Raw genomic sequence first — 25,367 nt, 5'->3', positions numbered from 1 at the left:
CGGTTAAGGGGAAAGGGGCAAGAAAAGATCTTTAACCCTTACCCTTTCACCTTTTCCCCCAACCAAATTAAGAGTTGACAATCCTTAACCGAGCAGTATTGGGAGTTATCCATTCCCCAAATCCCCAACAGATATATATGACAACAACTTCAGAAACTGGATTTATTTTGATTGTTGATGACAACCCAACAAATTTATCCGTTCTTTCTGCTGCTTTAAGTAGTGCTGGGTTTAAATTCCGAGTAGCAGTGAATGGAGAAAGTGCGATCACACAAGTCGAACGCAACCCCCCAGAGCTAATTTTGCTAGATGTGCAAATGCCAGGGATTGACGGATTTGAAACCTGTCGTCGCCTGAAAGCAAATCAGGATAGTCAACATATTCCGATAATTTTTACCACGGCTTTAGCAGATATAGATAGCAAAACTAAAGGATTTTCTCTAGGCGCAGTCGATTATATACCCAAACCTTTTTCCCAAGAAGAAGTAATTGCTAGAGTGCGGGTACATTTACAACTGAAACGGCTTACCGAATCATTAGAACGGCAACTTAGCGATCGCACTATTGCTTTACAACAAGCTCAGATTCAATTAGTGCAGCAAGAAAAACTGTCAACATTGGGAGAGTTAATCGCTGGAGTGGCTCACGAAATCAATAATCCGATTAGTTTTATCTTCAGCAATATCGAACATTTAGAAGAACATATTGCTTCTATTACCGAAATTTTGCAACTTTATCAACAAGAATATCTCCATCCTTCAGCGAAAATTACAGATGCTAGTGAGGAATTGGATCTAGAATTTGCCCTCAAAGATATAGTAAAAATTATCAACTCATTCAAGTTAGGTACAGATAGACTGAGAAATCTTTCTCTCTCACTCCGCAACTTCTCCCGTGCAGATGTTGACACCAAACAACCTGCGGATTTACACCAAGGACTTGATAGCACGTTGTTGATTTTACAACATCGCCTGAAAAGTGTAGGCGATCGCCCTCGCATCGAAGTTGTCAGGTCTTATGGCCAGTTACCAGAGGTTAATTGTTATCCAGGGCAAATCAACCAAGTTTTCATGAATATTCTGGCCAATGCCATTGATGCCCTTGATGAAGCCATGATACATAGCAAAATGAGCGCTTCTATCCCCCAAATCCAAATTACAACAGATATAGATGCTCAAAACTGCGTCAACATTCGCATTGCTGATAATGGTATGGGTATCCCTGATTTAATTCAAGAGCGATTATTTGAACCTCTATTTACGACCAAGCCTGTGGGTAAAGGCACTGGACTGGGTTTATCAATCGCCCATCAAATTATTGTAGAAAAACACAATGGCATATTAAAAGTAAATTCTCAGCCTGGTCAGGGAACTGAATTTAGTATCAAAATTCCGATTAGGGACTAGGGATTGGGCATTGGGGATTGGGGATTGGGGACTGGGGATTGGGGACTGGGGATTCTCTCAAGGGTAGGTATTTTGTATTTGGCCATTTTTTGGCTATTTCAGCCGATGCTTAAATCCTGAAACGACCAAACCACGTTAAACAATTGAGAATTTTCTCAACTATTTTTGAGATTCTGAAAACCCTACCCTTGAAAGGACTGGGGATTGGGGACTAGGTAATTTGGTGTTGGGTGTTTGTCATTAATTATTTCTCCTCTGCTCCCTGCCCCTCTGCTTGACTCTCTCCCTCATCTCCCTCATCCCCACCATTCCCCATTACCCATCCCCCATTCCCCCTTCCCATCCCCTTAGTCATCATAAATAGACAACTGAATCCCAAGAAGTAACAAACTCGCTGCAATTAGATCTAGGATCGTTTTAACAAAGCTAAAAAATACAATTTTAGGAAGTAGCTTTATAGTATTGAGTTAGCTCGACTATAGACTAATTCCCCATCCTCTTAGTTAACTTACAGGTCTGAAACTATGGAACTGACGATTGACAACGTGGAAACAGTATTGGATGAAATGCGCCCTTATTTAATCTCGGATGGCGGTAATGTGGAGCTTGTAGAACTTGATGGGCCTATCGTTAAATTGCGTTTACAAGGAGCCTGCGGTTCTTGTCCTAGCTCTACCATGACTTTAAGAATGGGTATTGAACGTCGTCTACGGGAAATGATTCCCGAAATTGCTGAAGTAGAGCAAGTTATCTAGGGACTAGGGACTAGGGACTGGGGATTAGAAAGGAGCAGGGGGGCAGGGAGCAGGAAGCAGGGGAGAAAAATTTCCTTCTCAATGCCCTATGCCCTATGCCCTATGCCCCATGCCCCATGCCCCATCCCCAATGCCCAAAGCCCATTACCCCGTAATTTTCTATGACCCAACCTCTGTACGTTGCCTTTATTTGGCATCAACATCAGCCGCTGTACAAATCTCCTGACAGCGGCGTTTCTTTATCTTCTAGTCAACAGTACCGCTTACCTTGGGTGAGGTTACATGGCACTAAGGATTATCTAGATTTAGTGTTACTTTTGGAGCGATATCCCAAGTTGCACCAAACTGTAAATTTAGTGCCATCTCTCATACTGCAACTGGAAGATTACATTGCTGGCACAGCTTTTGACCCCTATCTCACTGCCAGTTTGACACCAGTCGAACAGTTGACTCTACAACAGAGGGAATTTATTGTTAAACATTTTTTTGATGCTAATCACCACACCTTGATTGACCCCCATCCCCGCTATGCCGAGTTGTATTACCAAAAGCAGGAACAAGGGGAAGCTTGGTGTTTAGAAAATTGGCAACAGCATGATTACAGCGATTTGCTGGCTTGGCATAATCTGGCGTGGATCGATCCGTTGTTTTGGGATGATCCAGAAATTGCCGCTTGGTTAAGTCAAGGTCGCAATTTTACTTTAAGCGATCGCCAGCGGATTTATTCTAAACAGAAAGAAATCCTCAGCCGCATTATTCCCCAACATCGCAAAATGCAGGCTGCTGGTCAGTTGGAAGTCACAACTACGCCTTACACTCACCCGATTCTGCCCTTATTAGCTGATACTAATTCCGGTCGGGTAGCTGTGCCCCAAATGAATTTACCACAGCAGCGTTTTCAGTGGGCGGAAGACATTCCCCGTCACTTAAATAAAGCCTGGGAGTTATATAAAGACCGCTTTGGGCAAGAACCGCGAGGCTTATGGCCTTCGGAACAATCAGTTAGCCCAGCTATATTACCGTATATTATCAAACAAGGTTTTAAGTGGATTTGCTCAGATGAAGCGGTTTTAGGCTGGACGCTAAAACACTTTTTTCATCGCGATGGGGCGGGGAATGTGGAGGAACCAGAATTACTCTATCGACCTTATCGCCTCCAAACTCCAGCCGGGGATGTGTCAATTGTTTTCCGCGATCATAGATTATCGGATTTGATTGGCTTTACCTATGGGGCAATGCCGACAAAACAAGCTGTAGCAGATTTAGTCGGACACCTGCAAGCGATCGCTAAAATGCAAAGAGATCGACAAAGCGAACAACCTTGGTTAGTGACTATTGCTTTGGATGGCGAAAATTGCTGGGAATTTTATCCTCAAGATGGCAAAATTTTTCTAGAGGCTTTATATCAAACTCTCAGTAACGAACCGCATTTAAAACTCGTCACAGTTTCAGAATATCTGGAAAAGTTTCCTGCTACAGCCACTATTCCTGGAGAACAACTGCATAGCGGTTCTTGGGTTGATGGTAGCTTTACAACTTGGATTGGCGACCCTGTAAAAAACCGTGCCTGGGATTACCTGACACAAGCTAGGAATATGCTTGCTAGTCACCCAGAAGCCACAGAAGAAAATAACCCAGAAGCATGGGAAGCTTTATATGCAGCCGAAGGTTCTGATTGGTTTTGGTGGTTTGGCGAAGGACATTCCTCAAATCAAGATGCCATTTTTGACCAGTTATTTCGCGAACACCTCTATGGCATTTACAAAGCATTAAATGAGCCGATACCGCCTTATCTTAGACAACCATTAGAAATACACGCAGCCCGTACAGACCATACTCCCCAAGGATTTATTCATCCCATTATCGATGGTAAAGGTGATGAACAAGACTGGGATAAGGCCGGACGCATAGAAATCGGCGGCGCACGGGGTACAATGCACAACAGCAGTGCCATTCAACGACTTTGGTATGGGGTAGATCACCTCAATTTCTATTTGCGGATGGATGTCAAAAGCGGTATTGTACCAGGGCAGGGTTTACCCACAGAGTTGAATTTGCTGTGGTTTTATCCCAACAAAACCATGCACAATAGCCCCATTCCTTTGGCAGAACTCCCAGATGTAGCGCCAGTTAATTACCTGTATCATCATCATCTAGAAATTAATTTACTGACGCAATCGGTACAGTTTCGTGAAGCCGGAGAAAACCTTCAATGGTATCCGCGTTTTAGCCGCGCGCAAGTAGCGTTTGACCATTGTTTAGAAGTGGCAATACCTTGGGCCGATTTACAAGTTCCACCCGATTACCCCTTGCGTCTAGTGTTTGTTTTGGCCGATGAAGGACGCTTCTGCAATTATTTACCAGAAAATGCTTTGATTCCGATTGAGGTTCCTTAATATGAAGGGCACAGCAAAGAAAGACTTTCGCTGACCGGAAGAGGCAGGGGGAAAAGGAGCAGGGAGCAGGGGGAAACGGCTTGCTCCCCCAACGCGAGTGCGGTGCGGAACATGGGTACAAGCCCCGTCCTTCCAGAACGCTTGATTGGGGCAGAGTAAAAGCTCTGTATTAATTTCTCCGCCTTGCTAAGATCTCCCTGCTCCCTTGCTTCTTGTAGCTTTAGAGGACTCATTTGGCGAATAGAGGTTTACACCCCTCAATTAAACGAGAAAACCAGGTTTTGCGGGTGCGATCGCATTATTTACATTGCGTCATAAACCCTATAAAAGTTGCATTTATAAACTAATACAGTTCAAATAAGATCATTAGTGATTGGTCAGTTGTGGAAACAGCTAGCTCAATTGGGGGAGAATCCCCCAAACCCCCGATTGGGTGACGGTTGCGTCCCCCAAACCCCCTCCAAAATTATTGTTTTTGTTGTCAATTTATTTTTTTAACCTCAGTTTTGGTTAAGGAGGTTTATTCAAGCTTAAATGCCTGAAACAACGCAAGCTCGTTGACAGATTCTAGAATATTGAAGCAGGTTATTTTTATCAATATAAATAGCTAATTAATTTTTTGTAGCAATGATATGTAAATCGATATTTTGTTGCCTAATTAATTCCATTAATCGTTGAGTAAAAGGTCGTTTAAAGAACCTTTTCCATCTGGGTTGCTGGCTCTCACCGATGACTATTTGCGTGATGTGATAATCTGCTGCAACTTGAGCAATTGTTTGGGCAACAGTTTGACTTTTAACGTGCAAAAATTCTCCGCCAAATTCACGGCACAGTTTTTCACAAGTATCGATGTGTAGGCTTTCTTCTTTAGTCAGGAAACGTTCGGTATCGGCGACAAAGACGGCGTAAAGTCGCGCATTCATATAATTGGCAATGCGTGCGCCTCGACGCAGCAATTGCACAGAATTTGGATAGGTAGAAATACAAACTAAAACTCGTTCGTGAATATTACAAGTTTGTCCAGCAACGACAGAGGTGTTTGCTTCTTCTTCTACTGTGTCTGCGACTTCTCGTAAAGCCAGTTCCCGTAAGGCAATTAAGTTGCGACGCTGAAAGAAGTTTTCTAAAGATTGCTCGATTTTATTAGCTCCATAAATCTTACCTTCTCGCAAACGCTCTTCTAGAGTTTCCGGCGTAACATCAATTACAACAACAGCGTCAGCTTCTTCGAGCAGGCGATCGGGAATTCGTTCGCGCACCACTACACTGGTGATTCTGGCGACTACATCATTTAAACTTTCTAAATGTTGAATATTGACAGTAGAGTAAACATCAACTCCCGCATTTAAAATTACTTCTACATCTTGGTAGCGCTTTTCCCGTGGGGAACCAGGGATATTGGTGTGAGCAAGTTCATCAACTAAAACCAATTGAGGCGATCGCACTAAAATAGCCTCTGTATCCATTTCCTCTAAGGTAATATTTTGGCGGATACTGGTTTTGCGGGGAATTACCTCTAATCCGGCGGCTTTTTGAGCCGTATCTTTGCGTCCGTGGGTTTCCAAAATGCCAATTACCACATCAATACCATCCTGCTTGAGCTGATGTGCTTCTTCTAGCATTTTGTAAGTTTTGCCCACACCAGGAGCCATACCGATGAAAATTTTATGCTTCCCCCGTCGCTGCGGGCGGTTGTAAGAAGCGTCAGGGGATGAATTAGAGGAATTAAACATGAATGGGGACTGGGGACTGGGGACTGGGGACTGGGGATTGGGGGATGAGGAAGATGAGGAAGATGAGGAAGACAGAAAAATAACAAATCCCTATTACCAATTACCCATTACCAATTACCCATTACCAATTACCCATTATCCAATGCCCCATGCCCCATGCCCCATGCCCAGCTTACCTTTGAATCACCGATGCAAGTGCTTGATCAATCGCTGCTAGTACATCAGCATCTAGTTCGACACCAGATGCAGCAGCATTATCAACAACTTGATCGGGACGGCTAGCACCGATAATTGCTGAAGCTACGCGTTGATCGCGTAGTACCCAAGCTAAAGCTAACTGTGGCATACTCAAGCCTAAGTCTTGGGCGATAGGTTTGAGTTGTTGTACTGCAGAAAGGATGCGATCGCTAAATAAATCTTTGGTAAAAAACATATTCATTTTCTCGTTACCTGCACGAGAATCTGATGGTGGCGCTTCTCCTGGGCGATATTTGCCAGTAAGTATGCCCTGAGCTAGTGGTGACCACACAATCTGGCTGATACCGTTATCTGCACATAATGGAAACACCTTTGCTTCTGGTTTGCGCCACAACATAGAATATTGGGGTTGACTGGAAACAAAGCGTTCAACACCAGAAAGATTTAATGCTGCTTGAATTTGCTCAGGACTCCACTCGCTAAAGCCGATGTAACGCGCCTTTCCTTGACGTACTACCTCAGTGAGCGCTGTCATTGTTTCTTCTAGGGGTGTGTTGATATCGTAGCGGTGACATTGGTAAAGGTCAACGTAATCTGTACGTAGGCGTTTCAGCGAAGCATCGATTTGTTTGTGGATTTGGGCTGCTGATAGTCCTCTGTCATCAGGTGACATGGGGAAAAATACCTTAGTAGCTAAGATATATGAGGAACGATCAATTCCTTGTAAGACTTGGCCTAAAAAGGATTCAGCGCCACCAGTAGCGTAAACATTAGCAGTATCTAAAAAATTAATTCCCACTTCAAAAGCTTTGTGGATACAAGCTTCTGCATTTTGCTGCTCAACTGCACCCCCATAAGTGAGCCATGAGCCAAGGCTAATTTCCGAAACGCGCAGATCGCTGTTACCGAGTTGGCGGTATTTCATTTGCGTTTCTCGTTTCACTAGTGATCTCATCGTTGTTACCTCCAAATAAAGATTTTGAGAATTTTCCCTGTACTGATCAGATGTGCTAGGTGTTGTTAGATCAGCATTTTTTTCCCTTAATTTGGGAAAGAGGGAAATATTAAACCGTATTGCTAGAAAGCGTCAAAGCGGATGCTAGCAATATTAAGGAAGGTAAAACGAAAGTTCATCAGCTTTAAGTAATAGAAGTAATTCAAAAATTGGTCAAAGCGCCAATAGGGGACTTCCAAATAAAAAATAACTAATACAAATCAAATATTTTTTGCAACACATCAATAATATTCTAGAGGGCAAGGCACTGCCCATACGTGTCAACTTAACGTGAAACCCTCTTGGTTGCAAGGTTTCGCCCTCACCCCCAGCCCCTCTCCCACCAGGAGAGGGGAGCAAGAGATTTAATTCCCTTTCTCCCTGAGGGAGAAGGGGTTAGGGGATGAGGGCGAGGGTTTTTGTACAACACGCACCGTATATAGCTTTTAGCTTAAGTTAACACTAATGGGCAGTGCCTTGCCCCTACAATCTGTCGTATTGTTTTTTCAAATTGGTATAATTGCTTTGTTGAACAGAGAGATAAACAGTGATGTACAAAAATAAATAGGGGCACAATATGTTACGCCCCTACGATTATCTGTACTTCAATGCTTTGTAATTTGCGGCAATTTTTCAATATTTTTGGAATACTTTATTTAACAGTTTAATTTTTTTGCGTTATTAATTTTTTATATCAACTCTTTTTAGCAAGCATATAAAAACTTTGATTTTTGACAACTTTGACAAAATTCGGTTACCGATGATCTGCAACAATGCAAAATTCTGTCAACTTTTCATGCTGTGCTGGAAAAATCACCAGTTAAAAAAATATTATCAGAAGAGATTTATTAAATATATATCTAGAGAAGTATTATAGGTATGACAATTTTATGACATTCATGTTTCGTAAATGTCATATCTAGAGTACATAAATACAGGTATAGAGAATTATGAAATTTGAAAATACCCACCCCTAATTTCTTGCTGTTTAACAGAAAGAGTTAGAGGTGGGTTTTGTGCTTAATTTAGGATGATTTCAGGGGATTTGATCATGATTACAACCAAGCGCGATCGTATTGTACAGGCCAAAGTTTTTCGTGTCCTAGCTGTTTAGCTGCAAGATGTGGCCAGTAAGGATTACGAAGTAATTCCCGCCCTAACAATACTATGTCCGCTACTCCTGTATTAATAATTTTTTCAGCTTGTTCAGGAGATGTAATTAAGCCAACGGCCCCTGTTTCAATCTTGGCTTCTTTGCGGATGCGTTCGGCAAATTGAGTCTGATAACCTGGTTTTGAGGGAATATTAATTCCTGGGATAATGCCACCAGATGAGCAGTCAATTAGATCCACACCCAAAGACTTCAGTTTGTCACTTAAAGCGATACTTTGCTCTATATCCCAACCTTTATCTACCCAATCAGTAGCGGAGATTCGCACAAACAATGGATTGCTTTGCGGCCAAATTTCTCGCACTCCTTCAACAACTTCCCTTATCAGCCGAGTTCGGTTTTCAAAACTACCGCCGTAATCATCTGTACGAGTATTCGCTAGTGGTGAGAGAAATTGATGCAGCAAGTAGCCATGAGCAGCATGAATTTCAATAACTTTAAACCCGGCTTGCAAGGAACGTTGAGCAGCTTGGATAAAAGCTTGAGTAACTTGTTGAATACCTTCTAAAGTCAAAGCTTCTGGTATGGGAGCATCTTTACTAAAAGCGATCGCACTGCTGGACACAAGAGGTCGCCACCCCTCCTGGGATTCATCTAAAAATTTTCCTCCCTTGCTGGGTTTGGCTGTACTGGCTTTTCTCCCCGCATGAGCTAGTTGAATTCCCGCCACAGCACCAAAGTTATGAATTAATTCCACAATCTGGGCTAAATTTTCAATGTGTTCATCTGACCAGATTCCCAAATCTTGCGGACTAATACGTCCCCGCGCCTCTACTGCTGCTGCTTCTGTTAGCACCAACCCTGAACCGCCAACAGCACGAGAAGCTAGATGAATTTTGTGCCAATCATTAGCAAAACCATTCGTACTAGAATATTGGCACATAGGTGAAACGGCAATGCGGTTGCGAAATGTCACATCACGAATACTAAATGGTTCAAACAGGTGTGCCATTACTATTGATTCCTTCTCTTGCTACGTAAAAGAAATTCCGGACGGACTTACACAATAGACTCAGGTTGGTTGCAACTGCTGTAGATGTGCGAATCGGCACACTTAATTGAGCGAGCAAACCATCAACACAAATAATTCGATAACATCAACATCATTCACTACGATACTCCGCAGCTATTAGTACCAAGGCAAAAACCAAATCAACCACTGATATAAATAGTGGTTATTTATACTTTGTTCAATTGGCTTTGAGCATTTGTTACCAAGCTAAAGACGCGGATTTGGTTTAAGCGAACAGTGTTATGCATTTCTTCAGGAAAAGCACGCTTATTAAGGAACTCATCACTGAGTCCCATATATCCAAGCTATGGCAAAAGCGTAGAAAGTGAATCTAATAGATAGCCTAACTAAAATTTCTCGATTCTGGAAGGCAACTAATTTTTTAATAATGGGGAAGGGGTAAATGGGGAATGGGGAATGGGTAAATGGGGAAGGGGAAAAGGGAAATAAAAAACCTTTAACCATTCGGCTGACATTCACGGCGTTCGCGAACAGCGTCCCGCAGGGAAGCCTTTTCCCCAAAACCAATTTTGGGTTCAAAACGCTTAACTGATACCATTTTGAAAAAAGAACGCGACAGATGGGTAGGGGCACGGCACCAGTAAGATATTTGATATGCCAAAAGATTTCGGATGCCGTGCCCTTACAAACAATTTATCTGTCGCAAACATTATTTAAATTGGTATGAGTAGTATTGGGATGGGATGCAGAGTTAAAAAACACTATATGGGCAAAACTAGCTTAAAAACCCTTGATATTTTAATTATGTTAAAAAAAAGTTTATTTTTTAAAATGTCTCAAGTTATAACTGTCCTGATATTTGGCAATATAATCGACGTTGTACTGTTCTAATTTTGTGAGTAATTTAGATGGAAATTCTTTAGGTGAATAAGTCGGTTGATACCACGGCTGCTGATTAAAATAATCCTGTATACCTGGAGTGTCAAACCGCCGACCATGAACGGCAAATATCCAATTTCGCATAATATCTAATTGAAACCCGTCTTTATCTTGCAAATCTGCATCGGTGACATATCTTTGGGAAAGCCAAGAGTAATTGCTGGTCGTAGTGTTAGTAACTGCTGTGTTAGATGGCGTAGGGTCGGGTGTAGATGTACCTGCAATTTGTTTAAAATAAAATCTATCCGCCGATACATTGGCATTTTTACTAGCAAAAGCACAATAAGCGTTAGGATTAGCTTGTCCGTAAGTTTTGAGTTGGTCTATGCAACTGTTGCGATCGCTAAAATGACCTACATAAACTACATATAATTGCTGCCCTGATAAATTGGGATAGTCTGGTACCCAAAAGCTACCCGCTTGAGGGTAACCCTGATTATATAAAGCTTTCACTCGCAGATTCGCCGCAGGTAATTTAGCATAGGCTGAATCTGACAGGAAATAAAACGCACTAGGCTGTGCATTATTATAGACCTCTGTTTGCTGAGGCACAGGAGTATTGCTTGCAGATGCGCTTGGCGATGGGGAAGCGACAGAAGGCGTAGATTGATTTAAAGATGTTACTGTAGGTTTTGGTAAAACCTGACTAATAATTACAGCCGCACCAATTAAGCCACCTGCAATTAAACCACCCATCACCAAACCATTATTACGATTGTTAGTTTCTGGTTTTGGTGGTTCGGTTTTTGGCGGTTCAGTGGGGCGAGGCGATACAGGCATAGTCGGTGGTACAGTCACCACAGGCGGTTGATGGAAAACTGGTTGTGTTGGTGGAATCGGACTTGCTATACTCAGCAGAGCATCCAGCATGGCTCTAGCTGTAGGAAAGCGATCGCGTGGATGATAGGCGATCGTGCGATCGAGTATATCTGCCATCATCGGACTTAGATGTGGCGCATATTGTCTCCACATAATATCCGCCGTCTGGGGATCTGCTTCTATTTGTTGCGGTTGTCTCCCAGTTAGCAAATAAATTGCTGTCATCCCCACACTATATAAATCGCTGGAATAAACTGGTCTTCCCGCAGCCTGTTCACTGGACATATAGCCTGGCGTACCAATGACAATCGAACTGGTAGGTAAACCTTGAGAATTCACCACCGTTCCCATCGATTCCCGCACCGCACCAAAATCTATCAATACAGGTTTGCCGTCACGATGCCGCAAAATAATGTTATCCGGTTTAATATCGCGGTGAACAATATACTTACCGTGAACATATTCCAATACGGGTAATAAATTTAGCAATAATTCCTGTATAGCTTGTTCGCTAAATAACCCCTGCTGCTGCAACTTTGCTGTGAGGGTATCACCTTCTACCCATTCTTGAACTAGATAAAATTGCCCTGCTGCTTCAAAATAAGCAAACAAAGTGGGGATTTGGTCAGTTGCTCCGCCGAGTTCTTCTAAAATCGCCGCTTCTCGCTGAAACCGTTCTTTGACTATTTGGTAAATCTGCGGATTATTTTGAATTGGTCTCAGCTGTTTGACTACACAACGCCGCTTAGAAGGCATATAGCTATCTTCTGCTAGAAAGGTTTCGCCAAACCCACCAGCACCCAAAGTGCGAATAACTTGATAGCGATCGTTCAACAGGTTCATTTATAATTCGTAATTTATAATTCGTAATTCTCATAAAACGTAGGGTGTGTTACGCCGCAGGCTAACGCACCTGTAATAGTCAATGGTACTTTACTATACAGTAATCACACACTCAATCTGGTTTAGAATCAGTAATTTTTATCAAAACAGAATTCAGGAGTCACGTCGCTGCGCTCCGAATTCAAAATTCAAAATTCAAAATTCAAAATTAAAGCACGACCAGGATAAATCCGGGGGCTTGAATTAATGTTGTTTCACTTTCTTTCCTCTCCATAAATAAATTTAGGGGCTTGTATCCTTTTTGATTCGGTCAGAATTCAGAATTGAATTTTGTGCCGAAATAGCAATTGCGATCGCCGATATAGTAATTGAGTTCGCCAATATAGTAATTGAGTTCGCCGATATAGTAATTGCGATCGCCAATATAGTAATTGCGATCGCCGATATAGTAATTGAGTTCGCCAATATAGTAATTGAGTTCGCCGATATAGTAATTGCGATCGCCAATATAGTAATTGAGTTCGCCGATATAGTAATTGCGATCGCCAATATAGCAATTGCGATCGCCAATATAGTAATTGCGATCGCCGATATAGTAATTGCGATCGCCGATATAGTAATTGCGATCGCCAATATAGTAATTGCGATCGCTGAAATTTTTACCTAGACACAGGGCATACAGCAGCCGTTGGAGGCGATGATGGAGTTGCCTGCGGTGCATTGGCAACCAGCGCTATTTCACCGTTAGCAGTTTTAATCATACCTTGCGCCTCGATAATTTCTGGATTCGCATTGTTACTTACCGCAGTCGGCTTATTGATTAGCGTCGCGGTTTGCTCTTCCAGAGTCGCCAAGGGTATTTGGATACTTGTACCCGTTAAAAATTCCAGTGGGGTAGGTGGTAAATTACCGCGTCCAGTCACAATAAATTTGCCTAACGGCTTCGGGTTAGGGTCTGTGGGGCAGATTTGGGAAAATTTAGTACTCGCGTCAATGAATTCGTTGGGTAGTTGGATTAATTCTTGCGTTGGTTGGACTTCTGGTTGCTGAATCTCAATTTGTCCTTGTACCCCTAATTCAGAACTAGCCGTAATATCATTTGTTTGCAGTGATGGTTTGAGGCGGGACTCTATACCGAAAATATTCTGAGTAAAAATGTTAATATTGCCACCTGCACCAGAGAAGGCGTTAGCTGTGATGTCACTGTTTTCGTTAGGTGCAGCAACTATGAAAGGTGTATTTATAGTTATGTTACCGCCATTGCCGCCAGCTTGGGTAGTGCCTGCGGTAGTGGAAATCTGAGCACCACGACGCATCAGCAAAAAGTCGTTAACATTAAGTTTAATATTGCCACCATTAGCATCAGCGATCGATTCCGAAGTGATAGAGCCTCGATTGTTTAGAGTCAGCCGAGATGCATTGATATTAATATTTCCAGCAGCATTTTGAATTTCTGTATTAGCTGATAGCGTGGCACCATCAGTTACAAGTAGGGAATTTGTAGAGATATTAATATCTCCACCTTTACCTGATGTTCCTGAAAGCCGTCCGTCTTGACTAGCCCCACTGGTAATAAAAACATCAGAACCTGCAATAGCAATAGAGTTTGCGTTAATCAATATATTCCCCGCATCTCCTTGTCCTTGAGTTCTGGTGTTTATTTCTTGGTTGCCAGAAACAGATAAATTAGGTGTATTGATGATGATATCACCACCTTTACCAACTGCTTCAGGTTCAACTTGGGTATAGGCACCACCCCAAAATGGTTTTAAATCTCCGCTAAAGGTAACACTATCTCGTGCATTGATGATAATATTGCCGCCATTACCACGAGCCTCTGTATCTGCACGTAAATTAGCACCTACATCTAGCAAGAAGGAACCTGTTGTAATCTGGATATCTCCTCCATTCCCAATGCCACCCACTCCCCCTCCATTGTCTTCACAAGCACAGGTCACTTCAGAGAACATATCTGAGCCTTGTACTAGGGCTACTTGGTCTCTTGCCTCAATTATTATGCTACCGGAATTACCTGTTCCTGCTGTACTGGCATTGATTTGAGAACTATCTAAGCGTAAAGTGCCAGTTTTTATAACTACACCACCACTGTTGCCTACACCCCCAAAATTAACACTGCTGGAGAATATAGTTCCATCTGCATCAAAATTAGTTCTACCAAGATTAAGATCGCCTACTCCTGTTAAGGAAACAGTATCACGAGCTTCAATGAATATTCCTCCCGAATTTCCGCGTCCAGAAATACTTGATAAAATTCTGGCTTCATCACTGGCAAATAGTGAACCTGTATTAATGCTAATACCTCCACTGTTACCGATTCCTCCAGAATCAACACTATTTAAAATCGCGCTGAATTTTTTTCCAGATAGAGAAACCGTGTCACGAGCTGTAATGGAAATTTTACCTGCATCACCTTCACCAAAGGTGCTGGAACTGATTTCTGCACCATCTTTGATAAAAACATTTCCAGCAAAAATGTTAATATCACCACCACGCCCCTCAGCACCAGAGCCTAAGTTTGAAAATATTGTACTATCTACCCCAGAGATGGTTAAAGCATCGCGGACGTTAATGTTTAAAGTACCAGCAATACCTTTCCCGCCGGAAAGTGCATCAGATGCTTCACGGACAGCAACTTGTAAATTTCCACCATTTGTGATCGACAAAGATCCAGCTGTGATGTTGATAGTCCCACCGTTTCCTATACCTCCAGTAGCTACATTATTCAATGAACCACTGGGAAATCCGTTGCTAATGTTTACTCCATCAAAAGTTACTGCATCCCTGGCTTGAATCGTGATATTTCCTGCATTTCCTCGTCCGCGAGTAAAGGAATTAATTTGAGCGCCATTGGTTACGGAAAGTGAACCAGTAATAATATCGATATTGCCAGCATTTCCTTCAGCATCACTACTCTGAACATTGTTGTAAATACCTTCTTTATCTAGAGAAATTGCATCACGGGCTGTAATAGAAATATTACCCGAATCACCTTTACCAAAAGTACTAGAAGTTATTTCTCCACCATCTCTTAGAAAAATATTTCCAGCTTGAACCTTAATATTTCCACCACGTCCTACAGCATCACTACCCAAACTCCCAAAGATCCCACTATTTGTTCCTATTGTGAATGCATCACGCACATTGATATCTACTGTGCCACCAATACCTTCACCAGCAGCAGTTGTGTCAAAAGCTTCGCGCACACTAACCCCTAATTGCCCATTGTTAGTCAGAGATAATGAACCAGCAGTGATATTTATATTGCCACCATTGCCCACGCCACCAGCTTGTACACTACTAAATGATCCACTTTTATTACCATTACTATCTATTCCATCAAAAGTGACTGCATCTCTGGCTTGAATTGTGATAGTTCCCCCATTACCTCGTCCGCGAGTAAAGGAGTTAATTTGAGCACCATTCGTTACAGAAAGTGAACCAGTCGTAATGTCAATATTGCCAGCATTTCCTACAGATTCATTACTCTGAACATTGTTGACGATATCCGCAGCATCTATAAAAATTGCCTCACTAGATGTAATGGAAATATTACCCGAATTACCATTACCAAAAGTGCTATACCTTATTAACCCACCATCTTTTACAAAAATGTTTCTAGCTTTAATATTGAGATTTCCTCCAATTCCTGTAGCACCAGTACCAAGATCACCAAATATTCCGCTATTTGCACCTGAAATTGTCAGGTCATCACGCAAATCAATATTTATAGTTCCACCAATACCTTGACCACCAGCAAGTACATCAGTGGCTGCACGGACACTAACCCCTAACTCAGCACCATTAGTTAAAGACAATGAACCAGCCGTAATATTTATTTTGCCACCGTTTCCTATAGCTCCAGGTTGTACATCACTGAAAGAAGCGCTAGGAAATCCATTGCTATCTACCCCATCAAAAGTAACTGCATCCTTTGCTTGAATCGTAATATTTCCTGCATTACCTCTTCCACGAGTTAAAGAATCAATTTGAGCCCCATCTGTTACTTCAAGAGAGCTAGTTTTAATTGTTATATTACCTGCATTACCGACTGATTGAGATTGTACTGAGTTAAAAATTAGGCTATCTGTCCCTGCAAGCAGAATTTTCCCTGTAGCATCAACTGTAATATCTCCGGCTTGAGCGTTAGCATTTCCTAAACCTAACCCTATGCCAGCAAAAAACTCACTACCTGCTAAGATTTCTATATTTCTAGCATTGGCTGCAATGCTACCGCCACCAGCACCAATAACGCCCACTATAGCTTTATTATTGAGCGATATGTCTCCCCGTTGTACACCATCGGGAAAACTCAAACTGAAAATATCCCCATTAGTTTGAATTTCAATACTTCCCGCTGCTTTTAAACCGCCTAACTCGATGCGTCCACCATTTGCGATCGCCCATCCTCCATCCATACTCACATTACCACCGACCAAAAGCAAACTTTTGCCATCGGGAACGCGCAAACCTAATACATTCACACCTGCAGGGTCTATTCCAGCTGGTGCAATGGAGTTATTTTGAATCGCTGCATTTTGATTAATTTGGTTAAACAACAACGCCGAAGGATTCACTGTCAACAATGGCGGTGCTTGGGGATTTGTGGCGCTAAAAATTCCCTGATTGCCAAACTGTAAAGCATTCGCTGTTGTTGCTAAAAATGAACCCCGAATATCTAAACTGGCATTATTTCCAAATACAATGCCATTAGGATTAATTAAAAATAAATTTGCAATTCCATTGACACCCAAAGTCCCCAAAATATTTGACGCATTCCCACCTGTCACCCGCGTTAAAATATTTTGTACTCCAGAGGGGTTGCCAAAATATACACGTTGCCCATCATTAATATTAAACTCAGTAAAACTATGAAAAAGATTGCTACCCCTTTGAGCGCCACCATTAATTAAATCTGCATTTGCACCATTAATCAGCGTGTTTGGTGTAATGGTAGAAGCCTCTGCACCCAGGGTATTGTCAGGAGTGATTTGTGCCTTAGCTGGTGTGCTGACAAGGAAAAGCAGGGAAGGTATGAAAAATTTTTGCAAAAAATTTTGGATCTCAGGCATTTATGATTACCTTAAGAGATTTATAGATGCACTATCTCATGGCATTAGATATATCACTATTTCTGCCTGAACATCTGCAATAATAAATCATAAAAAATCGTGAGATTCGCTGCTGTTTTAAAGAAAGATGCTGTGCGATCGCACTCAATTCAAATTCATCAATTGTGCTAGGGTTACTCTCATATCCATTCTCGATAGGAATCCGATTTGATTTCTGAAAAAATCTCAGCTTTGGTGCTGATGCGTTACGCTATCGCTAACACATCCTACTACGCTAATACCAATTCTCTACAATCACCAACAGATCCAAAGGACTCAACCTGTTATATATCTAGCCTTCTTAATTACGAATTACGAACTATAAATTACGAATTGGTATAATTTTCATCTTAACTATTCCCAAAAAAATACACCCTACAGCTTAACCGTAGAGTGTATTTTATAGCTATTATCCTTGATTAATTCAGTAATTCTCGGTAACAATTAACTAGCTAACAGTAGATAGTTGCCGCTCAAAGAAAGCTTGCAAAACTCTTTCTGCGATTTGATGGCTAGTTAAACCTAATTCAGCCTTAGATTCATCTGGTGTCGCATGATCTACTAAGATATCTGGGACACCGATGCGCTTCACGGGAACGACAACATCAGCATCAAGTAAAGCTTCAGCTACCGCAGAACCAAAGCCACCCATGACGCAGCCTTCTTCTAAGGTGACGACGCGACCAATTTTCTTAGCTAATGGCAAAATTAACTCAGTATCTAATGGTTTAGCGAAACGAGCATTAACTACAGTAGCTTCAATACCATGTTCGCTGAGAATTTCTGCAGCTTGCATACTGGGGTAAACCATTGTGCCATAGCCGAGAATTAACACATCATCCCCGGTGCGGAGAATTTCGGCTTTACCGATTTCTAAAGGTTCCCAGCCTTCTTCCATCAAGGGTACGCCATGGCCATTACCACGGGGGAAACGCATAGCGATCGCACCTTTGGTATAGTTAATACCTGTGACAATCATCCGTTGTAGTTCAGCTTCGTCTTTGGGTGCCATCAAGACCATGTTAGGAATACAACGCAGATAAGCAATGTCATACATACCTTGATGGGTGGGGCCATCAGCACCCACAATTCCCGCCCTGTCTAAACAGAAAAATACAGGCAGGTTTTGAATGCAGACATCATGAATAATCTGGTCGTAAGCGCGTTGCAAGAAAGTAGAGTAGATAGCGGCTACGGGGCGCATCCCTTCACTAGCAAGTGCAGCCGCTAAAGTAACGGCGTGCTGTTCGGCAATACCAACATCAATATATTGATTGGGTAATTTAGCTTGGAGTTTATCTAAACCTGTACCTGTAGCCATCGCCGCCGTAATCCCGATAATTTTGGGGTTTTGTTCAGCGAGTTTAACTAAAGTGTGGGCAAAGACTTTAGCATAAGCAGGTGGTTTAGGCTTGCTAGAAGGAATCGCTTTACCAGTTGTGAGATTGAAAGGATTTTGAGCATGGTAGCCAACTTGGTCTTGTTCGGCAAGTTCATAACCTTTGCCTTTGACAGTCGCTACGTGCACCAAAACTGGCCCTGGGATCTGATGTGCTTGTTGGAAGGTAGCAATTAATTCTTCTAAATTATGCCCATCTACTGGCCCAATATAGGTAAAGCCGAGTTCTTCAAAAACAGCCCCAACTTTGGGAACCGCCAGCCGCTTCATCCCTTCTTTGATGCGTCCCAGTTCCGGAGATAAGGATTCACCAACAAAAGGAATATGCTTGAATTGTTCCTCAAAATTATCCTTAATAAACTGCACAGGTGGGCTGAGACGCATTTTATTCAGGTAGCGGGGAATTGCACCCACATTGGGCGAGATAGACATCTCGTTGTCATTGAGAACAACTAATAGGTTAGTTTTTGGCAAGTGTCCTGCATGGTTGATGGCTTCTAGGGCCATCCCACCAGTTAAAGCACCATCACCAATTACAGCTACGGCTTTAAATTTTTCCCCTTTTAAATCACGGGCTAAAGCCATACCCAAAGCTGCTGAGATACTGGTAGAAGCATGTCCTGCACCAAAGTGATCGAACTTGCTTTCACACCGTTTGAGATAACCAGCAATTCCCTCTTTTTGCCTCAAAGTGTGGAAGTTGCTGTAACGACCTGTAATTAGTTTATGGGGATAAGCTTGGTGCCCTACATCCCAAATAACTTTATCCCGATCTAAGTCCAGTGTCTGGTAAAGCCCTAAAGTTAACTCTACAACACCCAAACCTGGCCCCAGGTGTCCCCCAGTTGCTGCTACTGTTTGTAAGTGCTTATCTCGGATTTGACGCGCAATCTGTTGTAGCTGCCGAATCGATAAACCGTGCAACTGGTTAGGATGGGTGATTTCGCTCAGATGCATATTATAGGGTTTTCCTCTCTAATCTCTACTTCTGAATATTCTTTGATTTTCCCACGGTAATGTTGCTTGCAGAAGCATACTTAAAATAACTTGCTGTCTCAAAAAGTCATTCGATAATTGCCCATGTTTTACTATTAATTTCCTGATTGATAAACAACCCCATCGTTCTCAACAAGAAGTTGGGGAAGGTTGGCTCTATTTAATTTAACAAAATGTAATAAAAGTTGCTGGCAGGAATGCATTCATCACCATATTTTTTTACTAGCTTTACCGTATAATTACCTGCTTACCCTGCTGGCAAACCTTTGAAATTATTGTGAAAATAAATCAACAGCCAAAGACAATAATTTGCTAAATAGTCAGTGAATTAGTCAATTTTTCCAGTTTATATTCAACATATTTATCCCAGAAATATTTATCACAATCTATTTAAATGGCGAAGTATCTCATGATACTGATTTTTCAGAATATTAAATATTTATCTTTCGCTATATTTCAGAACCATATTTTGAGAAATATCATCAAGGTGAGGTTGAATATTTACTCATTGACAAAATAGACAACAAATGGAGTGTAGATGAGTGGGTAAATTTTCAGGCGATCGCAAAAATTGCTTGCCTATAGTAAATAGATCTGCTATATTCATTAATCGTGTGTTACGGACGTATAGCTCAGTTGGTTAGAGCGCTACGTTGACATCGTAGAGGTCACTGGTTCGAATCCAGTTACGTCCATTGCTGTACACTATAAAATTTTGTTAGCCTCAGAGCTACTTTTGATTAACTGTTTTTGTAAAGCAACAATCACAGCTTGAGTGCGATCGCTCACTTCTAATTTCTGTAAAATCGCATGGATATGAACTCGCACTGTTCCCGGTGCAATATATAGTGCATGAGCAATTTCTTGATTAGTTTTACCAGCAGCTAATAGCGATAGAATTTCCTGTTCGCGTACAGTTAGGGGATTGGAAGGCTTTGTGATGCTTTCTAATTCAGATGGTGATGGTTCAGCAGTCAAAGAAGAACGAATTTCTTGGGTTGCAGTTGCATCCCACCATGAAGCACCTGCGGCGACGGAACGCAGTGCTAACACTAATTTTTCTGCCGCAATTCCTTTGAGACAGTAGCCTTGCGCGCCTGCTTCAATTAATCGGGTAATTAGCGGCTTTTGGGAATGCGAAGTGAGAACTAAGATTGGTAGTGAGGGATTTTGCTGCTTAATTTGTCTGCAAGCTTCGATGCCGCCAATCCCTGGTAAACCCACATCTAATAGCACCACATCTAGAAGTGTTTGCTTAACTAACTCGATAGCTGTTTCACCATCTTCAGCCTCAGCGATAATCTCTAACCCTGGTTCTTGTTGCAATCGTACGCGCAAACCCAAGCGGAAGAGTTCATCGTCCTCGACAAGGAGAATTTTGATTGGGGTAGAGGACATTTCACACAGTAACAGCAGATTGAAATGGGTAAACAGGCAGTTTGAAAGCAAACATCGCACCAGTGGGTACTTTGTTCTCTGCCCAAATTATACCTCCGTGAGCTTCAATAATTTGCCGAGATAGGTAAAGCCCTAATCCTGAACCTTTGGCTTGGCGATCGCTATGTCCTTGGTAAAATCGTTCAAATAAATAAGGAAACTCTTCTGGCGCAATACCTGCACCTGTATCCAAAATTTTGACTACTTGGTAAGAGGCTTGGGTTTCTAAAACTACTTCTACCCTTGCACCCCGCCGGGAATGATTAATTGCATTCAATAACAGATTATTAAAAACTCTTTGGAGTTGCAGTGCATCACCTTGAACCCACAATGCACGTCGCCAATCAGAATCACCATAACTCATCGAGAGATGAACACGACGATTAGCAGCTAATTCGATTAAACTACTAGATGCATCTTCAGCTAAGTTGGTTAAATCTACAGGTGCTAAGTCCAGCTTTAAGCCTTCAGTATCGTTGCGATAGATATCTAATAAAGTTTCTAAAAGTTGTAGGGAAGTTTGGTGGCTGCGCGCCATTGTGGCTAAGACTTGTTGCTGGGTTGGTAATACCGGGCCAAATTTTTCTTGTTGAAAGGCTTTGATAGTTTCAATTGCACCTAGCAATGGTGTTTTTAAATCATGGGTAAGCGTTGAGGCGAAATCTTCTCGGAGTTTGACTAATTCCTCTTGCGATTCTAGCTTGGCACGGGTGAGGGCGATCGCATCTTGAGAACGACGCAGGCGATCGCTTAAAATACCTGTGACGATCAACGCCATTGAAGCGATCGCACGACTGGCAATTGTGGATGCTTTGATCACTCCACCCTCTGGTAACCAAAGATTTAAAATCGTTAAGCATACAGCAATCAAGGTTGCTTGTAAGGTTGCAATCCCCCCAAACCATGAGTTTGTTAATAATATTGGCCCTGTATAAAGATAGCCAAATACATATTCAGTTGGTGTAGAAAACTCCATCAGCATGACAGCAACAAACAGGCTTGATATGACTGTCAATCTGCTCAATTGGGAGTTATTAGATAGTAATTTCGCAGAAAATAGTTTCATTGGAATGGGGCATTGGGCATGGGGCATTGGGCATTGGGCATTTGTCAGCTATCCTTCATACTTCATCCTTTATCCTGAGATTTTCTACAAAACTCTGGTGTTCTACACTTGTCAAACCTTGCTGTAAAACTTCTAAGACTCTAGCTAAATTTCCGGTTAATAATGCCGCTTTTTCTAACCATAAACCCGGAAATATTTGGGAACAAATCACACCATCAGCATTAGGTGTAAGCTTTATATATTCGCCTTCTTGTAACTTAAACCAATCAAATTCACCGTCATAAACTCGCCAAACTAAATATTCTTGTACTTGATTGCGACGGTATACTTTTAACTTGTCGTGTAAATCTAAAGAAACACTACTAGCTGCAATTTCCACAATTAACTCTGGCGCACCTTCGATATAGTCATCATCGCTAACACACGTTTGTCCCCCGTTAGCGATTCTTAAACAGACATCTGGTTGAGGTTCGTTATCTGCATCTAGGCGTACAGTGGAATTATCAGCGAGTTTAACGCCTGGTGTAGCCACTTTGTAAAGTCCCAACCAAGTAATAATATCAGCATGGGGTTCACCATGACCTGTAACTCGTAATGGAGATGCCATATATACAGTTCCTTCAATGAGTTCCGCTTTTTTCACTTCCGGCATAGCATGATAACGACGCTCAAATTCAGCGCGGGTAAGTTTATCACCGTTTTCTAAAGGTGGAAGGGTTGAGAGAGGAATGATAATTGCGTTAGGGCGTGTAATCATATTTTGCTCCACAGCAATTTAACTATTAATTTCATTCTAAAGAGGCAAGATTTATGTCGGCAATGCCCAGCCTAAAGATAAGCTGTCTAAGCATATAAGAAAGCATATTGACGCTGCAGGGGGGCAGGGGGCAGGGCGCAAGGGAGAGAGCTTACAGCTTTTACCAACATGAAAATGATGCAATTTAAAGCTGTGAATATTTTTGTTTAGTTACTTATCTAAACGCTCTAAACGCTAGATATAGAAATAATAAACGCTCCCTAAATCAAAAATAAACTTGTTTTTATATCTTCTATATCTTGTATTTTCTCAAAAGCCAATTGATGATGGAAGTAAATTAACAATTTGTATGAAAAATTACGAATTAAGAATTATCAATTGGTATAACTCATGCTACAAGGATGGATTCAAATAGCATTAACGCTATTAATTGTGGTAGTAATTACTCCCTTTTTTGGGCGATATATGGCGCGTGTCTATCAAGAACAGCGCACTTTTCTTGACTCAGTTTTAAACCCAATTGAACGAATACTTTATTCTTTGGTTGGTGTTGCCACAAAAGAAGATATGACAGGATGGCAGTATGCAAGAGCTATTCTGTACAGCAATGTGGTGATGGGGTTGCTGATATTCTTCATTATTATGAGCCAAGGATGGTTGCCCTTTAATCCTACTAAGATAGGTGCGCCTACTTGGGATACAGCATTACACACAACCATATCCTTTATTACTAACACCAACCAGCAGCATTATTCTGGTGAAACTTATCTGAGCTATGCCAGTCAAATGTGGGGGCTGGGATATCATATGTTCACCTCAGCCGCCACAGGGTTGGCGGTAGGAATTGCTTTTATTCGGGGGTTGACTGGTAGACCTTTGGGCAATTTCTATGTAGATTTAATTCGCACAATTACGCGGGTTTTGCTACCTATTTGTATTGTCGGCGGTATTGCTTTGATGGCGGCGGGTGTTCCCGAAACCTTAGCAGGGGCAGTTGTATTACCCACCTTAGAAGACCCTAACATTAGTCAGGCGATCGCACGCGGCCCGGTGGCTCATTTTGAAATCATCAAGCAATTAGGAGAAAACGGCGGCGGCTTTTTCGCTATCAACTCAGCACATCCTTTTGAAAATCCCAATGGGTTTTCTAACTTAATTTTGATTGTGGCGATGATTTCCATACCCACATCTCTGATTTATACCTATGGCTTGTTTGCTAACAACACCAAACAAGCTTGGTTAGTCTACGGGATGGTGGCTGTAATCTTCATAGCATTTGTAATTATTAATGCTATTGGAGAATATAACGGTAATCCGGCAGTCAATGCACTGCTGGGAAATACGCAACCAAATCTAGAAGGTAAAGAAGTGCGGTTTGGTTGGGCGCAGTCAGCGCTGTTTGCCACAGTGACAACAGGCACAATGACTGGTGCTGTTAACAGTATGCATGACTCTTTTATGCCTAACGGTGGTTTTGTCACCCTGTCAAATATGTTTCTGCAAATTATTTGGGGTGGACAAGGTACAGGCACAGCTTACTTATTTGCTTACTTGATTTTGGCAGTATTTGCTACAGGTTTAATGGTAGGGCGTACACCAGAATTTCTGGGACGCAAAATCGAAAAGCGGGAAGTGGTACTGGCGAGTTTTTTGATTCTCTTAGTTCATCCCATTGCCATTATGATTCCTGCCGGCATCGCTTTAGCATTTCCTGACCAATTAGCAGGAATTAGCAACCCCGGCTTTCATGGTTTTGCCCAAGTCATTTACGAATATGCCTCCGCAGCAGCTAATAATGGTTCGGGATTTGAAGGCTTAGGCGATTCTCAACCCTCACCAATAGCGATCGCCACTGGTGCAAAAACTACCGCAACTGCTTTGTGGTGGAACCTGAGTACTTGCTTCAGTCTCCTGGCTGGACGCTACATCCCCATTATCGGTTTGCTGTTATTAGCAGATAGTATGTCCCGCAAAAAGCAAGTTCCTTTCAACGTTGGCACATTACGAACTGACACCGGACTATTTACAGGCGTAACCGCAGGCGTAATTTTAATCCTTGGTGCACTGACATTCTTCCCAGTTCTAGCATTTGGCCCCATCGGTGAAGCTTTTTATCTAGGGCATGGGGGATAGGGCATAGGGCATGGGGCATGGGGCATTGGGCATTGGTTTTAAAGGTGTAACTTTCAGGCTCAAAGGTGCAACTTCCGACATCAAAGCCGCAATGTTCAAGCTCAAAGGTGCAACTCTCAGGCTCAAAACCGCAACTTTCAAGCTCAAAGGTGCAACTTTCAGGTTTCAAGGCTCAATCGTCAGGCTCAAAGGCTCAATGTTCAGGTTCTAAGGCTCAACTGTC

General features: G+C 42.1%; 15 protein-coding genes and 1 tRNA gene. 7 read left to right on the top strand and 9 right to left on the bottom strand.

Annotated features, from left to right (window positions below):
• Nucleotides 1-137 precede the first annotated feature (137 nt).
• The 3 genes from AACU25_RS27010 to AACU25_RS27000 all read left to right on the top strand — a co-directional run bounded on the left by AACU25_RS27010 (nt 138) and on the right by AACU25_RS27000 (nt 4,557).
• A complete protein-coding gene (locus AACU25_RS27010) occupies nt 138-1,406 on the top strand; it encodes a hybrid sensor histidine kinase/response regulator (RefSeq protein ID WP_096580954.1) in 1,269 nt (422 codons plus the stop codon).
• 524 nt (nt 1,407-1,930) lie between these two features.
• Entirely contained in the window at nt 1,931-2,161 is a 231-nt protein-coding gene (locus AACU25_RS27005) for a NifU family protein (RefSeq protein WP_010995481.1), read from the top strand.
• 161 nt (nt 2,162-2,322) lie between these two features.
• Nucleotides 2,323-4,557: a glycoside hydrolase family 57 protein gene (locus AACU25_RS27000; RefSeq protein WP_096580952.1), complete on the top strand. Its 2,235-nt coding sequence runs from the start codon at nt 2,323-2,325 to the stop codon at nt 4,555-4,557.
• A 611-nt stretch (nt 4,558-5,168) separates the two neighbouring features.
• On the opposite strand, the gene AACU25_RS26995 is transcribed toward AACU25_RS27000, so the two are convergent.
• From AACU25_RS26995 to AACU25_RS26980, 4 genes are all read right to left on the bottom strand, one after another.
• Entirely contained in the window at nt 5,169-6,290 is a 1,122-nt protein-coding gene (locus AACU25_RS26995) for a sensor protein KdpD (protein ID WP_096580950.1), read from the bottom strand.
• A gap of 172 nt (nt 6,291-6,462) precedes the next feature.
• Entirely contained in the window at nt 6,463-7,443 is a 981-nt protein-coding gene (locus tag AACU25_RS26990) for an aldo/keto reductase family protein (protein WP_321206753.1), read from the bottom strand.
• 1,094 nt (nt 7,444-8,537) lie between these two features.
• On the bottom strand, nt 8,538-9,605 hold the full coding sequence (namA, locus tag AACU25_RS26985; protein ID WP_096580948.1) for an NADPH dehydrogenase NamA: 1,068 nt from the start codon (nt 9,603-9,605) through the stop codon (nt 8,538-8,540).
• Nucleotides 9,606-10,445: 840 nt separating this feature from the next.
• The gene (locus tag AACU25_RS26980) at nt 10,446-12,227 is read right to left on the bottom strand and encodes a protein kinase domain-containing protein (RefSeq protein WP_096580946.1); all 1,782 of its coding nucleotides are present in this window, start codon (nt 12,225-12,227) and stop codon (nt 10,446-10,448) included.
• Nucleotides 12,228-12,528: 301 nt separating this feature from the next.
• On the opposite strand from AACU25_RS26980, the gene AACU25_RS26975 reads away from it, so the two are divergent.
• On the top strand, nt 12,529-12,894 hold the full coding sequence (locus AACU25_RS26975; RefSeq protein WP_190445826.1) for a hypothetical protein: 366 nt from the start codon (nt 12,529-12,531) through the stop codon (nt 12,892-12,894).
• On the opposite strand, the gene AACU25_RS26970 is transcribed toward AACU25_RS26975, so the two are convergent.
• Together AACU25_RS26970 and dxs are read right to left on the bottom strand one after the other, a co-directional pair.
• On the bottom strand, nt 12,887-17,317 hold the full coding sequence (locus tag AACU25_RS26970; RefSeq protein ID WP_096580944.1) for a two-partner secretion domain-containing protein: 4,431 nt from the start codon (nt 17,315-17,317) through the stop codon (nt 12,887-12,889). The two genes, AACU25_RS26975 and AACU25_RS26970, sit on opposite strands and share 8 nt — an antisense overlap.
• Before the next feature lie 487 nt (nt 17,318-17,804).
• Nucleotides 17,805-19,712 (bottom strand): 1-deoxy-D-xylulose-5-phosphate synthase, encoded by a 1,908-nt coding sequence (gene dxs / locus AACU25_RS26965; protein WP_096580942.1) that lies wholly within the window; start codon nt 19,710-19,712, stop codon nt 17,805-17,807.
• Nucleotides 19,713-20,372: 660 nt separating this feature from the next.
• Here dxs and AACU25_RS26960 point away from each other — a divergent pair.
• Nucleotides 20,373-20,446: transfer RNA gene (locus tag AACU25_RS26960), tRNA-Val, on the top strand.
• A 10-nt stretch (nt 20,447-20,456) separates the two neighbouring features.
• Here AACU25_RS26960 and AACU25_RS26955 read toward each other — a convergent pair.
• From AACU25_RS26955 to AACU25_RS26945, 3 genes are read right to left on the bottom strand one after another with little or no spacing between them, the layout of a single operon-like run.
• Nucleotides 20,457-21,149: a response regulator transcription factor gene (locus AACU25_RS26955; protein WP_096580940.1), complete on the bottom strand. Its 693-nt coding sequence runs from the start codon at nt 21,147-21,149 to the stop codon at nt 20,457-20,459.
• Nucleotide 21,150: 1 nt separating this feature from the next.
• Entirely contained in the window at nt 21,151-22,254 is a 1,104-nt protein-coding gene (locus AACU25_RS26950; protein WP_096584118.1) for an ATP-binding protein, read from the bottom strand.
• A 55-nt stretch (nt 22,255-22,309) separates the two neighbouring features.
• Nucleotides 22,310-23,011: a Uma2 family endonuclease gene (locus tag AACU25_RS26945; protein ID WP_190445825.1), complete on the bottom strand. Its 702-nt coding sequence runs from the start codon at nt 23,009-23,011 to the stop codon at nt 22,310-22,312.
• A gap of 390 nt (nt 23,012-23,401) precedes the next feature.
• Here AACU25_RS26945 and kdpA point away from each other — a divergent pair, with 390 nt between their 5' ends.
• Both kdpA and AACU25_RS26935 read left to right on the top strand, forming a co-directional pair.
• Nucleotides 23,402-25,144: a potassium-transporting ATPase subunit KdpA gene (gene kdpA, locus AACU25_RS26940; protein ID WP_096580938.1), complete on the top strand. Its 1,743-nt coding sequence runs from the start codon at nt 23,402-23,404 to the stop codon at nt 25,142-25,144.
• A 10-nt stretch (nt 25,145-25,154) separates the two neighbouring features.
• Nucleotides 25,155-25,355, top strand: coding sequence for a hypothetical protein (locus tag AACU25_RS26935; protein WP_096580936.1), 201 nt, complete (start codon nt 25,155-25,157; stop codon nt 25,353-25,355).
• Nucleotides 25,356-25,367: the final 12 nt, after the last annotated feature.

This window comes from Tolypothrix tenuis PCC 7101, assembly GCF_963874875.1.
Lineage (GTDB): Bacteria > Cyanobacteriota > Cyanobacteriia > Cyanobacteriales > Nostocaceae > Aulosira > Aulosira tenue.
This window is presented reverse-complemented; position numbering and strand designations above follow the sequence as displayed.